The sequence below is a fragment of the Nostoc sp. genome, assembly GCF_036919595.1.
Classification (GTDB): Bacteria; Cyanobacteriota; Cyanobacteriia; order Cyanobacteriales; family Nostocaceae; genus Nostoc.
In genome coordinates, this window is the sequence record NZ_JBALCO010000130.1 from 1 (window position 1) to 18,931 (window position 18,931).

The following is an 18,931-nucleotide window of genomic DNA, read 5'->3' on the forward strand; positions in this document are numbered from 1 at the left end:
GGTATCCAGGTACTGTGGCGAGGTTGGTTAAAATTACACGATCTCTGTGAGGGTTGGCAGCTTGCAAAAGAGACTTAACGGGAAAAGTCAGATTGGTATCCAGGTACTGTGGCGAGGCTGGTTAAAATTGCACGACCTTTGTCAAGGCTGGCAGCTTGCAAAAGAGACTTAACAGGAAAAGTCAGAGATGAGACGAGTTAGAAGGCGAGCGCGTGTTTGTTTTAAATTCAAATTTTTATCATTTGTAAGCCTAATCTTTTCATATATAGGAATAAGGATAGATTCAAATCTTTGCAGTATATCCAATGGAGGAATTATTAGCTTCATTTTTTTAAAGTCATTTAAAATAATACGAGGTAATGCAGAACCTGAAACGTAACCACTCATCATAGACTTTGTGGATTCCTGTTTTAAAGTAAGCGCAAGGAAATAGGGTAATATTTTTTTTAAATTAGGACGTAAGATAGCAATAGATGATAATATTACAACTTTTACATCCTGATTCCATACAAAAACATGCTTTAAATAACTACCATCTTTTGCTATTAAAACATCATTTTTTAATGGTTTACAATCTGCTTTTTCTAGTTTTCTAAAATCTTCAGGACTTACGCAACTGGCACAAATAGCGGGCGGGGCTACACGCCGCCACGCAACAATTTAAATCAAAGCAAGCACATAGGAATACTTGGGCGTTTTCGTTGCTGAATTAAATAATTAGACAGGAAATTATGCTTGATTTGATAAATAGTTTGGCCAGTTTGAGCGGCTAAATTTTTTAATCTAATCCAAACCAACATTGCACAAGCAATATGATTTCTTTGAAGCCTAGCTTGACGACATTGACAATATTCAATGCCAGTTAGTTGTTTAATCTCTCGGTGAAACTCCTCGATTTTCCAACGAATTTTACACACCTCTTGTACAACATCCGTGGAACTTTGAGATAAATCGTTAGTGGCGATATAATCCGTTCTGTTGGTAGAAACAGCAACCCGGAATAGGTTCACTTTTTTCTGAGCGGGAAACCCTTTAAAAGGAGCATGGTCTGGCAGATAAAACCCACACTTCTCAATGGCAATTTCGGCGATCGCCTTTTCTCTGCGAGTTCCTTTGAGTGCTTCATATTCTTGCTGAATCTCAGCCGCATACTGGCGATATTTGTTATCAGCAAACTTGAGAAATATTAACCCCATCACGGGGGTAGAATACTCACTAGATTTCAGGTCTGAGTTTGCCCGTAGAGTATCAGTACTCTGCCAAAGGTTCGCTTCAAGTTGTTTTAGTTCTTCTGGGGTCAAGGCTTTAGATGCTGTAGGTCGGTAATTTATCTGTTATGAAATTATATGCACGCATTGGGTTATGTGACAAAAACAGTCACTTCCCTGATCCTCAACTTGAAAAACTTGATTTGATGCGATCGCTTACCTCTATTCCCATAATTTGTAAACTGTAGTAGCCGAAATCAATAAGCTTAGTTTACTGCTGTAGCTATTATATGACCAATGGAAGGAATAAAGAAACTAAAATGTATATTTACGTTGCAGACGTTGTTTCCGTTACCTGGAATAAGGACAGAGCGGAAGTTTTAAAGCGTATGCGTGGTAAAAAGTCCCGACAGAAATTGGTAGATGAAATTTCGGCTAAGGGTGGGGAATGCTCTCATCAAAACCTGAAAAAATTAGAGTATGGCGAATCCGAGAGTGTCTCTGTAAAAGTATTAGAGGCTGTTTGCTTGGCTTTGGGTATTTCTTTAAAAGATTTTCTTAGCACGGTGGAAGTGACTGAATAAAGTTTTTCATACATATATTGTTATTGGTTACTACAGTATCTAAAATGTCGTTTTTATAAGCTGCATCCTGCTAGTGTCTGCAACACTTTAAGAGCCGGAACAGACAAGTACAAGGGTTCTTTCACATCTCCTAGACCGATTCATCCATTTACGCCCCGTTGTATCATAGTCAGAGAAGCAGCAAGATTACATTCTTACCCCGATTGGTTTAGATTTCATGTAACTAAATGGCACGGATTTAGACAAGTCGGTAACTCTGTAACACCCCTACTAGCAAAGGCTGTGGCGGCAGAAATTATTCGCAGTTTGAATATTTCGTCTTTTAAACCGAGTTTGGGATACAAGTTGCCATAGGAAAAGTTACTACAATTTAATATGTCCCAAGCGACACAACATTATCAGCGGGACTAGTAAGAATACACTCTGTAATATGTACAAGGTTGGGCTAAGTCCAGGCACGGAAAAATGTACTATCTTCCCACATATTAGCAGTCCGTTGAGCGATCGCTGTTAATTCTTCCTTCTTAAGAGGCACAAAAGCCCGCGCTATCTTGACATTATTCTCTAATTGTGCAATATTCTCTGCCGCAATTACACAACAATGAACTCCAGGCTGAGAAATTGTGTAACCTAAAGCTTGCTGCATACCTGTCAACCCACCTGATTTAAACAGCCGACCATAAGCCGGGACTTTCATCGCAATCACACCGACATTTTTTTCTTGAGCAAGTGGTAGAACTACTGGGATAAATGGATGTGGGTGGTGTTTGTCGGCGGCATTCACAGGAATCAGTGTAGTGTGGAAAGGATAGCGACGTAACCCTTCGGCAATCACCTCAGGGTCGTGATGTCCGGTAATACCAGCAAAGCGTACCAATTTTTGTTGTATGGCTTCTTCTAAAGCTTTAATTGCACCAGATGGACTAAAGATGGTGTCGAGTTCTTCGGAAAAAGAAACGCGATGCAACTGCCACAAATCGAGATAATCTGTATTGAGACGTTTAAGCGATCGCTCCAATTCTCGCCATGCACCATCCCGATCTCTTTTATCAGTCTTGCTTGCTAGAAACAGCTTTGAGCGATGGGGTGGTAGGACTTTACCTAAATAATCTTCACTCGGCCCATAACTAGGCGCTGTATCAAAGTAGCGAATGCTAAGTTCCAGCGCTCTTTGAATAATTGCCGCAGCATCACCCTCTTTTCCTTCCCAGGATAACGGCGTTTGTCCTGCTCCTCCTAACCCAAAGATAGGCAATTTTACTTCCGTGCGTCCCAGCAGCCGTTCTGGCATGGTTGCTGGTGGTGTTGCGATGTTGGTAGTATTTTGTTGTAAAGCATTAGTTGCCACAATACCTCCTGTCACAGCAATGCTGGTAATTAGGAAATTACGCCGCGTTTTTCCTTCTGTCATGATTGGCTTTGGGGGCAAAATTACTTTTATTATAAATTATAGCTAGCGGTAATTAATCTCAGAAAGCTTAAAATTCAGCAACATACATATCTTCTTCTTTGTAAAGAATGGCAGTTAATGTTTTGGTTTTCACAGTATTTTATTTTGATAGGGATAATCGAGCGATCACACTCCTTTTTCTAGTTTAGCTTTGAGGGGCGATCGCATTACTTGCCACCAACGGCATTTTTCTCAGCGTAGTTCAGATTTATCTGATATTCTCTGATTTTTTGTTGAGCTACTACATAATTGGGGCTAGAAGATGGCACGGTTTTCATAAGTGTGATCGCAGCTTCCCACTGACTTACAACTATTTTCCACTCATTTAGAGATTTTGCTAATTGGGTAAGGTTAGCTGCATTTATTGCTTTACTTACTGCTTCTCGGAATGTATCATTTTTAAGTAACACAGTCGGCGATTCTGAAATCACTGGTGACGGTGTAACTAATACAGACTTGGATGGTATTTGTGTTGGAATTTTAGAGGTAAAGGGAAGTATTTCTATAAATTTTGATGAGAAGTATATTCCTACAGCAATTAAAAATATTAAAGAACTAAACAGCCAGTTTTTATTTAAATTACGATATTTATGTTGATTCTTGATGATTGGAATTTCTTCATTCTTTGATAAAATATTTGATTTCATTTTGTGTAAACCCATTTCCCCGCGCAATCTATTGAGTTCTTTATCTACCTTAAAATCAGTGTCAGATTTACTTGGATCTATTTGTTTATTGCTAGAATAAGCAGATATGATTCTGTGTCTCACAAAATATTCAATTTGATAAGTTAGTGCCCCACCAAAAATATAGAATAGCCCCAAGATTAACATTATATTATTATTTTGTATTTCTGTATAGTCTTCAATTAGTCTGACATAGTTAAGATTAAAGAATGGTATAAGTATTGTAGAAAACAAAGCTGTTATCAGTGTAGAAATTGCAATTACAAGCCAAGCGTATAATCCTTCCCACCAACTCATTAATCCTGGTAATAATCCTTGTGTTCTACCTATTTCGGGTGCCTGAATTTCTGGTATAAACCGACCAATGAGTAAGTGTAAGCAGTGATGAGTAAAAGAAATTATAGGAATTGGAGATAGGAGTAACAGTATTGTAAATATAAAAAACAATTCCGGACAGTTTACAAAATAGACGATCCGGTAGCCGACCTTTCCAGTATTATTGACTACAAATATAATAACTCTCAAACATAGAGTCAAAATCAATGCTTTTAACCAAGAACTAGGATAAGGAAACCATAAAGGCCAGTAAAACTTTTGTAGCTTTTGCTTAGTAACTTCCTGATTATTTGGCTGTGTCATAACCAATAAATGTGAAAAACTGATAAACTATCGTCTATTTTAGGATTCCCCATCTACAGGCAAAACCAACATTTTCAAAATCTTTAGAGCCATATATTTAAAATTTACTTTCTTATACTTATTGCAAAAACCCTGGTTTTAGACTCTTTTTCTGCACCTATGCATGAGATAAATTAAGTACTACCGTTCCTTTGTAATCACAGAACTACCATTACTAATACTTACTTTTTCAATCAAAATCTCAGTACAAGCTGATAAAATATCAGTGCTTATTTGATTAGCAATAAATTCAAAATCATGGTTTGTTAATCCTTGTGCAGTATCACCACTCAAGTTAATACAAATAGTTAGGTTTTGAGGGTTATTAGAAGACTGTTGCTCATCTCCAACTTCTATTTCAGCTTTTACTATGCCCAAATGAAACTCTTGACTCCAACTTGGAAACTCCTTAGCTGTTTGTTGTCCGTAAACTTTCACTCTTTCAACAGATGCAGCCCCTAAACCAGTTAAACCTTTGCGAATAAATGCAACTAAGGTTTGCCGATTTGGTACTTCGGCAGATTCTAGGATTACCTCTAAGCAAGCATCTTTGAAGGCAACTTTTGCAGTGATCCCTTTGGGATATAGATGGCGGTTCATCAGAGATGCGATCGCCTGGGTATCTCCCAGTTTTGCAAGTTTTAGAATATTCGGCTGTGTCATAACTACTAAAAGAGAAAATCTAAGAAAATAAACTTATATTCTCAGGATTCCCTCTTGACAACCGGAAGTAACATTATGATGCAATATATCAGCTAATATGGGCTAAAATATCTAGTATAAAGATAGTCTTTCACAGACTTTTGCAATAAAGATATTTTCCCTGTATCAACATCAAAAACTATTGTTTTTGTGGTTGCCAAATTAACAGGATTAATATTAATCAGTTTAATTCCACTTTTAAATATGAAAATTTATCAAGATCATGCTTGGCCCTCAACGCTGGAAGAAGCCATAGTTATCCAAGAAAAGCTGCGAGATCAAGTAATTACTGAGGATCAACTGCAAGAAGCTATCCAGTATGTTGCTGGAGTGGATATGGGTTTTGAAGCTGATGGAACAATTAGCCGAGCAGCTGTCGCAGTCCTGAGTTTTCCTGATTTGCAAGTAATCGAGACAAGCCTAGCACACCGTCCTACAACCTTTCCTTATATTCCTGGGTTCCTCTCATTTCGGGAAATTCCAGCCGTTCTTGATGCCCTGGAGAAGATTAAAACAACACCAGATATGATCTTGTGTGATGGTCAGGGAATTGCTCATCCCCGCAGATTAGGTATAGCTAGCCATCTAGGGTTACTTATAGATATGCCAACAATAGGTGTAGCTAAGTCCAGGTTGGTAGGCAAGTATGAGGAATTGCCAGAACCCAAAGGTAGCAGACAACCACTGATATATAACGGTGAAACCGTTGGGGCAGTTTTGCGATCGCGCACCGGAGTAAAACCTCTGTACATCTCCAGTGGCCATCGAATTAGTTTACCGACAGCAATTGACTATGTATTACGCTGCACGCCAAAATATCGGCTGCCAGAAACTACACGCATTGCTGATAAATTAGCGTCGGCGAAATAAAGCTTGTTGAAGTTTTTTATAAATACTTGCTTGCGCCGACTCAATCGTGTTAGGAATCGCACAGAAAGAAGTTGAAGTAGCTAAATACTAGTTACAAAGTTAGAACAATGAACGCACTAACTTTACAGTGGCACGATGCAGGTGAAGATAAAACTCAGAACATTTACGAACAACAATCAAGTCAAAATCCTGGCAGTGTCCGCATCGGTCGCGACCCACTCCGGTGCGATATTGTTCTGAGTCACCCTACTGTCTCTGGTCTGCACGTTGAAATCTTTTTTCATCACCAGCAACAGGGCTTTTATATCAGGAATTTGCGATCGCAAAATCCCCCCATTGTCGATGGACGGCAATTAGTCCAAGGTGAAATGCCTTTAACTGAGGGCACTAGTATCTCTTTGGGACAAATAAAACTCAACGTTACTAGCATTTCCACGGGCAGCATTCCAGCAACAATTTTGCTCTTACCCCATCCACCAGTACACGGACATCACCACTATCCAGCCACACCCCCCGCACCACTGCCAGGAGTTTATGGTTTAGAATGCCCCAAATGTCATAAAGTTTCCCCAGGAGAGAATTTACAAATTGGCTGTCATTGGTGTGGCACATCTTTGGCTGCGGCTGTGAGTGTGTTGGTAGCACCGGGTAGTTGAGAAGGAGGGCAGAGGGGCAGGGGAGCAGAGGGGAATGACTAATGACAAATGACTTACAAATTAAATTGAGTTGGGAAGATCCAGCGACGGGAGAACGGCGAGAACCAATGTTGAGTATGCCGATCGCTTTTGGTCGAGAATTCGCTCGTTTACCTGCTGAACTCAGGGGAGGGCGGGTTTCTAGGATGCTGCTTAACAGTAACGAAGTTTCTCGCTATCATGCCCTAATTGACTGGGAACAAGACCATTTGGTGGTGATTGACCAAGGTAGCGTTAACGGTGTGTATGTCAACGGTCAACCACAAACCCGCAGTGTCCTGGTTAATGGCGATACGTTGCAAATTGGCCCCTATGTAATCATGGTGACATTTGCTGCTGGCGCCTCTGCACCAGATACCACTCCCCCTTCAACGATTCACTTCAATGCAAAGACCAATCTCCCAGACCCTAGTTTGCCTGTAGTTCAGCCGCTAAGTCCCTTGGCGAGTAATTTCCCGCCATTAGCGTTTCAGTCCCAAAAAGTCGCTGTGCAAGCACTTCATGCTACGGGTTTACCAGTAGATGAATCTGATTATCTAGCGATCGGAGCGGGACTGGGTAGCTTTTTTTGGGCTGATTTGCTGCGAATTAGTGGTGTGTCTGCTGACAAAATTGTAGCTTTGGGATTAGAGGCGGAGCCTTATGCTCGTTACAAGCGCCTTTGTTTAAATTCGCAAATTCCCTTACATGAAAGACTGCGATCTAATTCTGACTCTTGTCCTGATAATATTTGGGGCTGGCCAAGTTATGCCTTGCGTGAGGCTTGGCACGATTTCACCAAGAAAGAGATGAAGTCAGCATTCAAGTATTTGTGGCAAGTGTTTGCTGAACCAACATTTGCAGAAACTTATACTCCGCGTGCGGGTAATGTCTTTGATTCCATAGATAGGGAGGCAAAGCGGATTGGCTGGAATCAAATTTATCGCTATGGGCGAGTTAGAGTAATTCGCAAAACTGATGATGGCAGGTATTGCGTAGCTTATTCTCGTGGGCCAGGAAATTATGCTTTTTTAGTTACTCGTTATTTACATTTAGCTACTGGGTATCCAGCAATTCAGTTTCTCCCAGATTTGCAAACTTATAGGGAAAAATATCAAGATTTTAAATCTGTCGTCAATGCTTATGAAGCCCATGATCATGTTTATCAGCAACTAGAGCTACGAGGTGGTACAGTATTGATTCGTGGGCGGGGAATTGTGGCTTCGCGGATTATTCAACGGATTTATGAAGCCAGAAAGCGAAATCAGAATATTGCAGTTTTGCATTTAATGCGATCGCCTAAACCCCAGGGCAACAAATTTCAAAATACCCAGCGCCTAGTCAAAAATCATCAAGAATTTCAACCCTTTAACTGGCCTAAAGCTTGTTGGGGCGGCGAACTCCGGGCAATGTTAGAAAAAGCTAATCCTGATGAACGCAAGCGTTTACTAGCAGACTGGGGTGGAACTACCACCGCCGACCGCCACGACTGGCAACAAATTACTGCCCAAGGCATCAGCGAAGGTTGGTATCAAATTACCTTCGGAGAGGTTTTGGATGTAGAACGAGATGCCCAAAACCGGACTATTACCCGTATCCGAGAGCAAAGCTTTGGGGAAATGAAATTGCTAGCTGATTTTATTGTTGATGCTACTGGACTGGATGCCAAGGTAGATACTAATCCCCTATTAGCAGATTTAGTCAAACATTACAACCTGCCAGTGAATCATCTGGGGCGACTGACTGTAGCAAACAATTTTGAATTAGTAGAAATGCGTAGTGATAGAGGTCAAATGTATGCTGCTGGGGCTATTACTTTAGGTGGCCCTTATGCAGCAGTTGATAGTTTCTTGGGCTTGCAATATGCTGCATTCGTCGCCGTTGATGGACTCGCCGCCGGACGTGCGCCTGGAGTTCAAAAGTTGAATGTTGTAAGTTCCTTTGGGCAGTGGTTGAAGTGGGTGTTAAATCAGTCACCTTAGTGTAAAGAGGCAGGAGGCAGGAGGAATACAGTATTTAACTAGCTGTTTTGAGTACCAAATTCCAAATTTAAGGTTCAAAGGCTCAACGTTCGAGTAAAAAGGTGCAACGTTCGAGTAAAAAGGTGCAACGTTCGAGTAAAAAGGCTCAACGTTCGAGTAAAAAGGCTCAACGTTCGAGTAAAAAGGCTCAACGTTCGAGTAAAAAGGTGCAACGTTCGAGTAAAAAGGCTCAACGTTCGAGTAAAAAGGTGCAACGTTCAGGCTCAAAGGCTTAACGTCGAGGTTCAAAAGCTCAATGTTGAGGTTCAAAAGCTCTTACATCACATTCAAATCAACTGATAACTACTGTGACTGTAACAATCAATACAATTAGATTTTGATTTTGGAATTGTTTGTGGAATAAGTTTTACAGAAACTTTATCTTTATAGATATTAAGTATAAACCTATATTGGGAAGCATAATATATAACCTGAGGAGGGTTGGGTTCTATGAGAGCTAATTCCACTAGATTGTGAATCAAAAATACTCTTTTGCCAGGATAGCTCGGAACTAATTCGCCAACTATCAAACAGAATTTATGAAGCTCGATCACAAGCTCTACCTGTATTCATTCCTAGCTCATTTCGGATGGCTCAAGAAAAGTTACACTGCTAAAATCATGTTGGTGGCATTTTTGGGCACTCATGTACCACTTCTGACCTTACTCTTGAGTTTCGTCATCTCAAACTCCTATTCCTTGGAGATGGTGGTGCGAGTTATGATCATTGCTCTGTTGGCTACGTTAGCGGGTACGGCCGCCACCCTCTACGCCCTAAACCATCTCCTAAAACCAGTCATTTTGACATCTGCTGCATTGCAAAACTATCTAAATACCAAAACACTACCTGAACTGCCTACAGAATTTGTTGATGAAGCGGGTACCTTGATGGCGGATACCTCACAAACTCTTCACAAATTAGATGAGTTAATTCACTACATCACTAATTATGATGATCTAACTGGATTGCCCAATCGTGATTTATTCCGCGATCGCCTCTATCAAACTCTATCCCAACTTGAAAACAACCAGCGCGTTGTAGCTGTCTTTTTCCTGGCTATTGATGATTTTACCGATATTAGTCATAGGTTAGAGCATAAGACAACAAATTTGTTGTTAAGAGCAGTTGCTTATAGGTTATCAACCTGCATAACGCAAACAGATATTCTTGCCCATTTAAGTGGAGATGAATTTACTCTTGCCCGCATTAACATTCATTCTTTTGAAAATGTGATTAGGTTATCTCAGATGCTTTTGAGTACCCTGAGCAAACCCTTTTTTATAAAGGGTAACTCGATTCATCTCACCGCTAGCATTGGTATCACAATTAATAACTTAAATGATCCTAATAGTGTAGATAAACTCTTGCAACAGGCTCACATAGCACTATACCAGGCGAAGCAGCAAGGGCGTAGCCAATACCAATTCTATTTGCCAGAAATTAATGCTCAGTTGCAGGAGCGACTGACTTTAGAAAATGAATTACATGGAGCGCTTGGGCGCAACGAAATGCTGGTTTATTATCAACCTCTAATTGATTTACGCAGCGGACAAGTTACAGCTATGGAAGCGTTAGTTCGCTGGCAGCATCCTACCTTCGGTTTGGTTTCTCCAGTAAAGTTTATTCCCATTGCAGAAGCCAATAATTTGATCGTACCAATTGGCGAATGGGTCTTACGAACTGCTTGCGCCCAAAACCGTGCTTGGCAGCTTGCTGGATTTACCCCAATTCGGATATCTGTGAATTTGTCAGCTCGACAGTTTGAACAAGCAAATCTAGTTGAGGTCGTCAGCCAGATTCTTGAGGAGACTGGACTCCAAGCATCTTACCTGGAACTGGAAGTGACAGAAAGCTTCTTGATGGGTGACATTGAGCAATCTGTTAAAACTTTAAAACAATTACGAGAATTGGGTATATGGTTGGCTCTAGACGACTTTGGCACCGGTTATTCCTCGCTGAACTACTTGAAGCGCTTTCCTGTGAACATGCTCAAGATTGATCAGTCATTTGTGCAGGATGTCATATTTAATCCTGATAGCGCCGCCGTCACCGATGCGATCATTGCCCTAGCAAAGAGCCTCCGGTTGAAGATCACGGCAGAGGGTGTGGAAAGCCAAGAACAGCTTGAATACCTGCAAATGCGGGGATGTGATGAAGGTCAAGGTTTCTACTTTAGTCGTCCTGTCCCTGCTGATATAATTGCTGCAATGTTGCATAAAAGTTCTCAGCAGATGCAGACAATAGCAGCGTAGGTGGATGCCTAAGCCATTACAACGTGTTCCATTTTGTACCTATCTAGGTAGCCACCCGAATACTTGTATAACGTTACGCACCTAGATTGAGATTCTTTTTGTGTGGTAGCGGGGCTTCCACACAAAAAATTGTCCGGGTTTAGCCGCATTAGAATCCATTAGCAAATTCGCAGTAGTAAAAGGCGAGGCTAATCCTCTAGGAACTGCGATCGCACTGATTAAATAGAAGCAGCGTGATGTCTTCACTAGGAATACACAGCGATCGCCATTAAAGAATTAAGAAAATTTATCAGGCAGTGACTACAATGGCGCTAAACTCTTATGACGAAGAAGCCCTTAGAGTCAACCTGATAGCCCCTGATGAAATTAGCCGATATCCTCAAGGACTCAAATTACAAACTGTTACAGTTTACGATGGCTGAAATTGAGCAGTTAGAGCAGACGATTACTCTCAAGGCGACCAAAAACGGGGAGGTTCCTTATACGGTTTGTTTGGTGCGCCAAAAGGCGATTAAATTAACGCCAGAGGAGTCAATCCGGCAACTATATTTACGGGTTTTAAGCGATCGCAACAGCTTGGCTAAACCAACAACTTGAAACCTTCGGCAAGCTTGGCACAAAGCCATGACTGAGCAAACGATTTCTGTTGCTCAACTTTGGGAAGGTCTTGAATATGACTGAGCCGCACAGAATATGAGCAACAGACAATCAACGATGAAGAAGATATCTAAACAATTGAGTTTTAACCACTTGACAAGATTCTTATTTTTTTAACTTGACATAAATGGCAGGATGCCCACCTCATAAGAATCATTTCTTGATTCAGCAATACCTATTTTGAAACTGTGGAAAGCTTTGCAACCATCTGAGTCCGAGATGAAACCTCAAGCTTACGAAACATCCTTTTTAAAGCTTGCTTGACAGAGTTTTCAGTAATCCAAAGTTCAGCACTAATTTCTGCATTGGTTTGTCCTTGAGCCACCAAGTCAGCAATTTGCATTTCACGAGGCGTTAAACGCTTTGTCTGTAATAGTGGTTGTTGTAATCTCACCGTTGCCACCCAAGTCGAAACGTGCAGACAAAGCGCACTCAAATCTATAAGATTTTGTGAATCAAATGCAGGCATTCCTTGCTTACGGGTAAAACCTAATACGCCCACTAACTGACCATTGCTGACAATCGGCCCTGCCATAACGTGCCAGTGATCAGCACGAGGACAAATCAACTTCCACGTCTTAGGTTCTACTACCAAAGCTTCATGAACAGGGGCATGGTGTTCTAGCAAGTAGCGTGCAAGTGGATTGTGTTGGGGTGATAATGCAATTTGCATTGCTTTTTGGAGCTTGCTGTCAACTAGAGAAATTTGAGCAAAGAAAAACAGCCCACCTCGTGTAGCTGAAAAATACTGACTCATTTCTGCGGATATGTGCGATCGCAACGTCTGTTCATCTTTAGCTTGAGCAATTGCATGAAATAAAGCTTGTAAGGCAATCATGATTGGCAAAGTGTACCCTTTCGAGGTCTAGGCGCAGTATAGCAACCAGACCTATCTTAGCTTTAGTCACATCAAGTCAAATCCTTTGTTTGCTTTTTTTGGATTACTTTACCATGACTGTAAGTTCTGGCATTGATCACACACAAATATCCGGGCGCTGGATTCAAATTAGTTTTTTGATCGCAGCAGTGTTTTTCAATCTCTGTTTAGCAACCCAAGTATTTAGTGTTGGATTAGCTTACTTTTACAACTCTGATTGGTGGAACCTACATATTTGGTTGGTGCGAGGATATAGCGGACTCTCACTAATTTTGTTGGTATGGGTGTTTTTGATTCCCTTTCCCCCAAGAGTCCAGAGCCTTACAGCAAGTATGCCAGTGCTGCTGGGACTACAATTTCTCACAATTCACTTAAAGACTTCTTTTCCTTTAGCAGTTTTCCACCCACTTATCGGCTTTTCCTTATTTTCTATTTCCACAACCCTAGTTCATCGGACATCACACATCGTATTTCCCAACCAAGACTAAATCCGAAGAGGAAACACAACTTTCAATTCTTTTTGCGCTATTACAGGAGAAATATTAAGTGTCTCAATACGCTGATTCATCCGTTCTCGTTGATACCCAGTGGCTGGCAAATCATCTCAACGATCCAAACGTCCGCATTATCGAAGTAGATATGAGTCTAGAGCCGTACAAAAATGCTCACATCCCTGGTGCTGTCTTCTGGAACATCTTTACAGACTTACTATTGCCCGATTTGAAGATGAATTGGGATGCGCGAGCTTTTGAGAAGTTGATGGCACGTTCAGGCATCACCAATGACACAAGAGTGATTGCCTATGGCAGTTATCCTGGAACAGGAGCCTGGATTTTCTGGTTATTGAAAGTCTTTGGGCATGAGAATGTCCGAGTTCTCAATGGCGGCTACCAGAAATGGAAATCAGAAGCTCGTCCACTGGCAACTGAGTTATCCACCTTTGCTGACACTGATTACCGTGCCAAAACTCCTGATGCTCATCTGCGAGTATTACATAATGAAGTTCAGGCATCGATTGGTAGAAGCGATCGCGTGTTGTTGGATGTCCGAACACTTCAAGAATATTGTGGTGAGTGGTTTTTCAATCAGCCACCAAAAGCAGGTGAACTCACTGGACATATTCCAGGTGCAGTGCATCTTGAGCATATCTTAATTCTTAATGAGGATGGAACTTTTAAATCATTCAACGACTTGAAAAATCTTTATACTAGTCATGGCATTACAGCTGATAAAGAAGTGTTTCCTTACTGTACTATCGGTGGGCGTTCTGGATATATCTGGTTTGTCTTGAAGTATTTATTGGGTTATCCGAATGTTCGCAATTACGATGGCTCTTGGAATGAGTGGAGTCGCTTGCCTGATGTAGCGATCGAGAAATAGTGAAAGTTATTTGGGAATATATTTGCTTTTCTTGTGCCCATTTTCTTGAGCGTGATAGTAAGCCTGGGGATAATCCCTGCCCTTTTTGGTGATGGTGCGAAGTCTGACTGCTGCTACCTTCTCCTTTGTAGCGCCGCGTTTTACTAAAGCTTTCATTACTAGAAGATGTATGTGATTTACTAGAGTTTACCTCAATATCCCATAGTTCTTAGTACAGCATTTCAGCAATTCGTAGCGAATTAATCAAAGACAATACCCTGCAATGCTAAGTAAGTCGGCATAAAAAAACCAAACTATGTGAAGATAAGTAAATACGTAGAATACATCTACTAAGGTCACTTGTATATGGGCACTCGTTTAAGGGTATTCCTCACTAGTGAGCAAGACCGCAGCCTGCTAAAACTCAGAACAGCGGATGTGCCACAAAAAGTGAAAGATAGAGCAGAAGTCATCAGATTGAATGCACATGGCTGGTATGTAGAAAAAATAGCAGTTCATTTGAATTGGACTCCACAAACAGTCAGAGAAGTCTTACATAAATGGCAGAAGCTAGGACTGGAAGGGCTTTGGGAATTACCCGGTCGAGGGGTAAAACCAAAATTGACTGAAGTTGATATTAGATTTCTAGAAGAATGCCTAAAAAAAGAGCCACGCACCTACAACAGTCGTCAACTCACCGAAAAATTAGAACGCGTAGGCGCAGCCCGCCGCAGGCATCGCTGCATTAAATTGAGTCCCGACAGATTAAGACGGGTACTCAAAAAAAGGGGGTCATTTGGAAACGAACCAGGAAGAGTCACAAAGGAAAACAAGACTCGGTAGTAAGGGCGCATAAACAAGCAGACCTAGAAATGTTGGAATTAGCTGCTGGCACTGGAGAAATCGACTTAAAGTATTTAGATGAATCAGGGTTTTGTGCATGGAGTGAACCAAGTTACACTTACTATTTCAAAGGTGAACAAAAACGCTTAGAACAAACTAAGCGTCGTGGTAGAAGATTAAGTATTATCGGTTTTTTGCAACCCTTAATCAGCTTTATTTATGGTTTGGTTATTGGTGGTGTTGACAGAAAATCTTATATCCAAATGATGGAGCTTGAAGCATCAGTTGCCCAAAAAGTCTGGGCGCATCAGAGTAATAGTGCAGGACAACGATCCAATACATAAGTGTCAACAGGTACAGCAGTTATGGTCTAAGTGGGAACACATGGGTTTGTACATCTTCTTTTTACCCAAATATTGTTCCGAAATGAACCCAATTAAATTAGAGTGGCAGCACCTCAAAAAAGATGAATTATCAGGACAGGTGTTTGACGATGAGTTAGACCTTGCCTATGGGGTAATTAATGGTATTCAAGCTAGGGGAGAGATCCGAAATTACACCATAAAACGTATTAAATTTTACTCCAACTATACTCCTTAATTTATTGTTACATAACTATAAATTTTTCCGCCGACTTACTTAATGCATCGGCTTGCATTGTTAATGCGTTGGCTTACATTGTTAATGCGTCGGCTTGGATTGTTAATGCGTCGGCTTGGATTGTTAATGCGTCGGCTCGCATTGTTAATGCATCGGCTCGCATTGTTAATGCATCGACTTGCATTCAAAACGCTACACTTCTATGCAAAACTGTACTTACTTATTACTAGAGTTTATCTTGTTTATCTCCTAGTTCTTTAGCAACCGCTTGGAGATGTAATTACTTTTGCTTCCACAGGACTTACGCACGGATTATGAAAGAACGAACCACAGAGACACAGAGAAGCCAGTGCGTTGGGCGGGTTCCCCGACTTGAAGCAACTGGCGCGACACGGAAGAATGAGAGTTTGAGAGGTTTTTTGCGTAAGTCCTATTCCAATATTCCCAATAACCGCACCTTTACCGCCGGACACCACTACCGTCATCAAGATTAAAATCTCTTAACCTTTCGTTACATTAAAGACATCGAGAAGGATGAAAAAACCTCTCGAAGCTGAAATCAAAGGTGAACGACATGAATGGCACAATTCGCGTTGGTAATCTCTTCGGAATTCCCTTCTATATCCACCCGTCGTGGTTTTTAGTTCTGGGCTTAGTAACTTGGAGCTATAGCAGTGGACTGGCGGCGCAATTTCCCCAATTGTCTGCGGGATTAGCTTTACTATTAGGATTGATGACAGCGCTGATGTTATTTGCCTCTGTCGTCGCCCATGAGTTAGGCCACAGTTTCGTTGCAATTGGTCAGGGGATTGATGTAAAATCCATCACACTGTTTATATTTGGTGGTTTAGCTAGCTTAGAAAAAGAGTCGAAAACCCCAGGTGAAGCTTTCTGGGTAGCGATCGCAGGCCCGTTAGTTAGCTTACTACTATGCGGTATCGTTACAGCTATTGGTGTTACTACTGCTGCATCAGGGCCGTTAGCGGCAATTCTTGGTGTTCTGGCTTCTGTTAACTTGGCATTAGCCCTGTTCAATCTTATTCCTGGCTTGCCCTTAGATGGCGGAAATATACTGAAAGCTATCGTTTGGAAGATTACAGGTAATCCTTATAAAGGTGTCACCTTTGCTAGTCGAGTCGGGCAAATCTTTGGTTGGGTAGCAGTTCTTTCTGGTGTACTTCCCCTACTATTATTTGGCAGTTTCGGTAACTTCTGGAATTTGTTAGTTGGCTTCTTCTTGTTGCAAAATGCTGGTAATGCGGGTCAATTTGCTAGAGTGCAAGAAAAACTCACAGGTTTGACAGCCGAAGATGCTGTAACTCTCGATAGCCCAATTGTATCTGCTAATCTTACCCTGAGAGAGTTTGCCGATGAGCGAGTCATAAGTGGGCAAAACTGGCATCGGTTTTTAGTGACTGATGATTATGGACAATTAGTAGGTGCGATCGCAGTTGATAATTTACGAACCATCCCCACAGCACTGTGGTCAGAAACTCAAGTCAAAGAAGTCATGCGACCAATTACCGAATCTACCACAGTCCAATCCGATCAACCTCTGCTGGAAGCCATGCAGTTACTCGAACAACAAAAGCTATCTGTGCTTCCCGTAATTCGTGAGAATGGCGTTCTAGTTGGAATCTTAGAAAAAGCTGCAATTATCCAACTACTTCAAAGCCGAACTCAACCTAGCCCTGCATAGTTTATTGACACTCTCCCACCAAGCTACGCTGTGGTGGGAGATTCTTGTTCCACAGAAACAGGAGTAACAGACGCAAAAGCCAGTGGTCTAAAGGATTTTAAACAAGATTACCCGGTTAATAAACGATGGTGCGATCTCTAAAGTTCAATAAATCAAGTATTATCTTCTTATATTGTTAGTCAACACCTGATCTCTAAATCACACTAGACATAGGAGGATGATATATGAATTCGACAAATCCCCCTGAAAACGTGATTAATTGTTTGCAGACTATTTTGGCTGCCACTGCTGCGGGAAATTACGAACTTTTTCTTACGGTAGGTGATTTCGAGTACAGAAGAGATATTACCAAAGAAATATTTGACCAAGTTACCTCCCCGCTAATTCCACGCATGTCTGAGGGTTATACAACTATTTATTTCGGTCATCTCAAACAAGGAGAAACTCAGACCTATTTGTGGAAGCTGAGTTTTGCTGATGATGGACATGAATTTATAGTACGTGTGGGCATGAAGGAAAACAAAGTTAATCTGATATGGATTACTTAAGATATACCCATATCTGCGGTTATAGCACGTTGCCAAGTTAATTCTTTTGTAGTCTCATCCCAATGCCAACGTAATAAATTAGCGGGTTGACTCTTGGCAATTCCTGGTAAACCAATCGCTTGTCTAGGTGCATTAGTAGCTAACGCGATCGCACTTTCTACGTCACAAATTCCCCACTTCATCAAATTCTGCACTCCCACCAATAAGGGTAAAGTCGTCCCCGACAAAGTGCCATCCGCTAGTTGTGCCGTACCGTTTTTAACTTCAATTTGCCGACTATCCCAAGGATACATACCATCGGGTAGCCCCAAAGGTGCAAGGGCATCGCTGACAAGAAATAGCCCTTTTTCTTCATAGCTAGCGCGAAGTAAAATTTGTAGCATCGTGGGTGAAACATGCTTACCATCAGCAATAAAACTACACATTACATCAGGATTAGTAATTGCTGCCCCTAATAATCCTGGTTCGCGGTGATGTAATCCTGGCATGGTGTTGAAAGCATGAGTTACCATCGTTGCACCTTGTTCAAAGGCACGTTGCGCTTGGGCAGCTGTTGCTTGAGAATGCCCTAAACTGACAGTAATCCCTAAAGAACGCAAATATGGAATGACTTTACCAGTGGGATCTAACTCCGGTGCTAAGGTAATCACTTTCACAATATGAGCATAATTACCCAAAATACGCTTTACCTCGTCAATTGTTAAGGGTAACAGGTATTCTGCGGGGTGTGCGCCACGCTTTTGGAAATTCAAAAATGGGCCTTCTAGATGTACTCCCAGAATCTTGGCACCTGCTTGTTGACTAGGGAGAACCTCAGCAATAATAGCAAGCGAACGCTGAATATTTTCTACCGAAGTAGTTACAAGTGTCGGTAAAAATCCATCTATCCCGACATCCCACAAAAATTGTGAGATTTTCACTAACAAGTGAGCATTTTCAGCTGTCAATTCAGGAAATGCCAAACCCAACGCACCGTTTATTTGCAAATCGACGCCGCCTAGAGAAATCCAGTCACCTGCTACATCTAGTAGGGGCGCACCGCTGTGTACTCCTACTGTACCCATTGGCAAGATTTGCTCAATTATGCCCTCTTGATTAACCAAGAGCATCTGCAAATCTTTGTACCCTGGTACTCTAGCATTGATAATGTCTACGGCACTTTGTGTTGCTTGGATCATCACACTGGTGAAAAGAGAGCTAAATCTCATCCGATTTTAGATGAA

At 41.4% G+C, this 18,931-nt stretch carries 19 protein-coding genes and 2 pseudogenes; 13 read left to right on the forward strand and 8 right to left on the reverse strand.

Annotated elements, in window-relative coordinates; translation table 11 throughout:
* Positions 1 to 168 precede the first annotated feature (168 nt).
* Together V7K21_RS30815 and V7K21_RS19435 are read right to left on the reverse strand one after the other, a co-directional pair.
* On the reverse strand, positions 169 to 660 hold the full coding sequence (locus tag V7K21_RS30815; protein ID WP_442948903.1) for a restriction endonuclease subunit S: 492 nt from the start codon (positions 658 to 660) through the stop codon (positions 169 to 171).
* 5 nt (positions 661 to 665) lie between these two features.
* Positions 666 to 1,301 (reverse strand): type I restriction-modification system subunit M N-terminal domain-containing protein, encoded by a 636-nt coding sequence (locus V7K21_RS19435; protein ID WP_335176895.1) that lies wholly within the window; start codon positions 1,299 to 1,301, stop codon positions 666 to 668.
* 197 nt (positions 1,302 to 1,498) lie between these two features.
* On the opposite strand from V7K21_RS19435, the gene V7K21_RS19440 reads away from it, so the two are divergent.
* The gene (locus tag V7K21_RS19440; protein WP_335176896.1) at positions 1,499 to 1,792 is read left to right on the forward strand and encodes a helix-turn-helix domain-containing protein; all 294 of its coding nucleotides are present in this window, start codon (positions 1,499 to 1,501) and stop codon (positions 1,790 to 1,792) included.
* 48 nt (positions 1,793 to 1,840) lie between these two features.
* A pseudogene (locus V7K21_RS19445) lies at positions 1,841 to 2,146 on the forward strand (DNA cytosine methyltransferase); the annotation flags it as partial.
* Between the two features lie 91 nt (positions 2,147 to 2,237).
* Here the strand turns inward: V7K21_RS19445 and V7K21_RS19450 are convergent.
* The 3 genes from V7K21_RS19450 to V7K21_RS19460 form a co-directional block, all read right to left on the reverse strand.
* Positions 2,238 to 3,203: an aldo/keto reductase gene (locus V7K21_RS19450; RefSeq protein WP_335176897.1), complete on the reverse strand. Its 966-nt coding sequence runs from the start codon at positions 3,201 to 3,203 to the stop codon at positions 2,238 to 2,240.
* Positions 3,204 to 3,409: 206 nt separating this feature from the next.
* Complete coding sequence (locus V7K21_RS19455; RefSeq protein ID WP_335176898.1) at positions 3,410 to 4,567, reverse strand: hypothetical protein; 1,158 nt, start codon at positions 4,565 to 4,567, stop codon at positions 3,410 to 3,412.
* Between the two features lie 180 nt (positions 4,568 to 4,747).
* The gene (locus V7K21_RS19460) at positions 4,748 to 5,269 is read right to left on the reverse strand and encodes a hypothetical protein (protein ID WP_335176899.1); all 522 of its coding nucleotides are present in this window, start codon (positions 5,267 to 5,269) and stop codon (positions 4,748 to 4,750) included.
* A gap of 243 nt (positions 5,270 to 5,512) precedes the next feature.
* Here V7K21_RS19460 and nfi point away from each other — a divergent pair, with 243 nt between their 5' ends.
* The 5 genes from nfi to V7K21_RS19485 all read left to right on the forward strand — a co-directional run bounded on the left by nfi (position 5,513) and on the right by V7K21_RS19485 (position 11,722).
* Positions 5,513 to 6,178, forward strand: coding sequence for a deoxyribonuclease V (nfi, locus tag V7K21_RS19465; RefSeq protein WP_335176900.1), 666 nt, complete (start codon positions 5,513 to 5,515; stop codon positions 6,176 to 6,178).
* 107 nt (positions 6,179 to 6,285) lie between these two features.
* On the forward strand, positions 6,286 to 6,834 hold the full coding sequence (locus tag V7K21_RS19470) for an FHA domain-containing protein (RefSeq protein WP_335176901.1): 549 nt from the start codon (positions 6,286 to 6,288) through the stop codon (positions 6,832 to 6,834).
* Between the two features lie 41 nt (positions 6,835 to 6,875).
* On the forward strand, positions 6,876 to 8,834 hold the full coding sequence (locus V7K21_RS19475; protein WP_335176902.1) for an FHA domain-containing protein: 1,959 nt from the start codon (positions 6,876 to 6,878) through the stop codon (positions 8,832 to 8,834).
* A 578-nt stretch (positions 8,835 to 9,412) separates the two neighbouring features.
* The gene (locus tag V7K21_RS19480; protein ID WP_335176903.1) at positions 9,413 to 11,125 is read left to right on the forward strand and encodes a putative bifunctional diguanylate cyclase/phosphodiesterase; all 1,713 of its coding nucleotides are present in this window, start codon (positions 9,413 to 9,415) and stop codon (positions 11,123 to 11,125) included.
* 414 nt (positions 11,126 to 11,539) lie between these two features.
* Positions 11,540 to 11,722 (forward strand): hypothetical protein, encoded by a 183-nt coding sequence (locus V7K21_RS19485; RefSeq protein ID WP_335176904.1) that lies wholly within the window; start codon positions 11,540 to 11,542, stop codon positions 11,720 to 11,722.
* Between the two features lie 235 nt (positions 11,723 to 11,957).
* On the opposite strand, the gene V7K21_RS19490 is transcribed toward V7K21_RS19485, so the two are convergent.
* Positions 11,958 to 12,620 carry a LuxR C-terminal-related transcriptional regulator gene (locus V7K21_RS19490; RefSeq protein ID WP_335176905.1) on the reverse strand — a complete coding sequence of 221 codons (663 nt, stop codon included), beginning with the start codon at positions 12,618 to 12,620 and terminating at the stop codon, positions 11,958 to 11,960.
* A 113-nt stretch (positions 12,621 to 12,733) separates the two neighbouring features.
* Between V7K21_RS19490 and V7K21_RS19495 the strand changes: the two genes are divergently transcribed.
* Together V7K21_RS19495 and V7K21_RS19500 are read left to right on the forward strand one after the other, a co-directional pair.
* Positions 12,734 to 13,147: a DUF6220 domain-containing protein gene (locus V7K21_RS19495; protein ID WP_335176906.1), complete on the forward strand. Its 414-nt coding sequence runs from the start codon at positions 12,734 to 12,736 to the stop codon at positions 13,145 to 13,147.
* A gap of 58 nt (positions 13,148 to 13,205) precedes the next feature.
* Positions 13,206 to 14,039 (forward strand): sulfurtransferase, encoded by an 834-nt coding sequence (locus V7K21_RS19500; protein WP_335176907.1) that lies wholly within the window; start codon positions 13,206 to 13,208, stop codon positions 14,037 to 14,039.
* A gap of 6 nt (positions 14,040 to 14,045) precedes the next feature.
* Here the strand turns inward: V7K21_RS19500 and V7K21_RS19505 are convergent, their stop codons facing one another.
* A complete protein-coding gene (locus V7K21_RS19505; protein ID WP_335176908.1) occupies positions 14,046 to 14,195 on the reverse strand; it encodes a hypothetical protein in 150 nt (49 codons plus the stop codon).
* A 189-nt stretch (positions 14,196 to 14,384) separates the two neighbouring features.
* Between V7K21_RS19505 and V7K21_RS19510 the strand changes: the two are divergent.
* The 4 genes and pseudogenes from V7K21_RS19510 to V7K21_RS19525 all read left to right on the forward strand — a co-directional run bounded on the left by V7K21_RS19510 (position 14,385) and on the right by V7K21_RS19525 (position 17,708).
* Positions 14,385 to 15,461 (forward strand): annotated as a pseudogene (locus V7K21_RS19510) (IS630 family transposase).
* Between the two features lie 314 nt (positions 15,462 to 15,775).
* Positions 15,776 to 15,955, forward strand: a complete 180-nt coding sequence (locus V7K21_RS19515; protein ID WP_335176909.1) for a hypothetical protein — start codon at positions 15,776 to 15,778, stop codon at positions 15,953 to 15,955.
* A gap of 80 nt (positions 15,956 to 16,035) precedes the next feature.
* Entirely contained in the window at positions 16,036 to 17,160 is a 1,125-nt protein-coding gene (locus V7K21_RS19520) for a site-2 protease family protein (protein ID WP_335176910.1), read from the forward strand.
* Positions 17,161 to 17,384: 224 nt separating this feature from the next.
* Positions 17,385 to 17,708, forward strand: coding sequence for a hypothetical protein (locus tag V7K21_RS19525; protein ID WP_335176912.1), 324 nt, complete (start codon positions 17,385 to 17,387; stop codon positions 17,706 to 17,708).
* On the opposite strand, the gene nagA is transcribed toward V7K21_RS19525, so the two are convergent.
* Positions 17,705 to 18,886 (reverse strand): N-acetylglucosamine-6-phosphate deacetylase, encoded by a 1,182-nt coding sequence (gene nagA / locus V7K21_RS19530; RefSeq protein WP_335176938.1) that lies wholly within the window; start codon positions 18,884 to 18,886, stop codon positions 17,705 to 17,707. The two genes, V7K21_RS19525 and nagA, sit on opposite strands and share 4 nt — an antisense overlap.
* Positions 18,887 to 18,931: the final 45 nt, after the last annotated feature.

Coding starts and splice junctions, on each gene's coding strand:
- V7K21_RS19460 (WP_335176899.1), bottom strand. CDS start 5,269: ATGACACAGCCGAATATTCTAAAACTTGCAAAACTGGGAGATACCCAG.
- nfi (WP_335176900.1), top strand. CDS start 5,513: ATGAAAATTTATCAAGATCATGCTTGGCCCTCAACGCTGGAAGAAGCC.
- V7K21_RS19505 (WP_335176908.1), bottom strand. CDS start 14,195: ATGAAAGCTTTAGTAAAACGCGGCGCTACAAAGGAGAAGGTAGCAGCA.
- V7K21_RS19470 (WP_335176901.1), top strand. CDS start 6,286: ATGAACGCACTAACTTTACAGTGGCACGATGCAGGTGAAGATAAAACT.
- V7K21_RS19515 (WP_335176909.1), top strand. CDS start 15,776: ATGAAAGAACGAACCACAGAGACACAGAGAAGCCAGTGCGTTGGGCGG.
- V7K21_RS19450 (WP_335176897.1), bottom strand. CDS start 3,203: ATGACAGAAGGAAAAACGCGGCGTAATTTCCTAATTACCAGCATTGCT.
- nagA (WP_335176938.1), bottom strand. CDS start 18,886: ATGATCCAAGCAACACAAAGTGCCGTAGACATTATCAATGCTAGAGTA.
- V7K21_RS19440 (WP_335176896.1), top strand. CDS start 1,499: ATGACCAATGGAAGGAATAAAGAAACTAAAATGTATATTTACGTTGCA.
- V7K21_RS19525 (WP_335176912.1), top strand. CDS start 17,385: ATGAATTCGACAAATCCCCCTGAAAACGTGATTAATTGTTTGCAGACT.
- V7K21_RS19485 (WP_335176904.1), top strand. CDS start 11,540: ATGGCTGAAATTGAGCAGTTAGAGCAGACGATTACTCTCAAGGCGACC.
- V7K21_RS19520 (WP_335176910.1), top strand. CDS start 16,036: ATGAATGGCACAATTCGCGTTGGTAATCTCTTCGGAATTCCCTTCTAT.
- V7K21_RS19495 (WP_335176906.1), top strand. CDS start 12,734: ATGACTGTAAGTTCTGGCATTGATCACACACAAATATCCGGGCGCTGG.
- V7K21_RS19480 (WP_335176903.1), top strand. CDS start 9,413: ATGAAGCTCGATCACAAGCTCTACCTGTATTCATTCCTAGCTCATTTC.
- V7K21_RS19455 (WP_335176898.1), bottom strand. CDS start 4,567: ATGACACAGCCAAATAATCAGGAAGTTACTAAGCAAAAGCTACAAAAG.
- V7K21_RS19475 (WP_335176902.1), top strand. CDS start 6,876: ATGACAAATGACTTACAAATTAAATTGAGTTGGGAAGATCCAGCGACG.
- V7K21_RS19490 (WP_335176905.1), bottom strand. CDS start 12,620: ATGATTGCCTTACAAGCTTTATTTCATGCAATTGCTCAAGCTAAAGAT.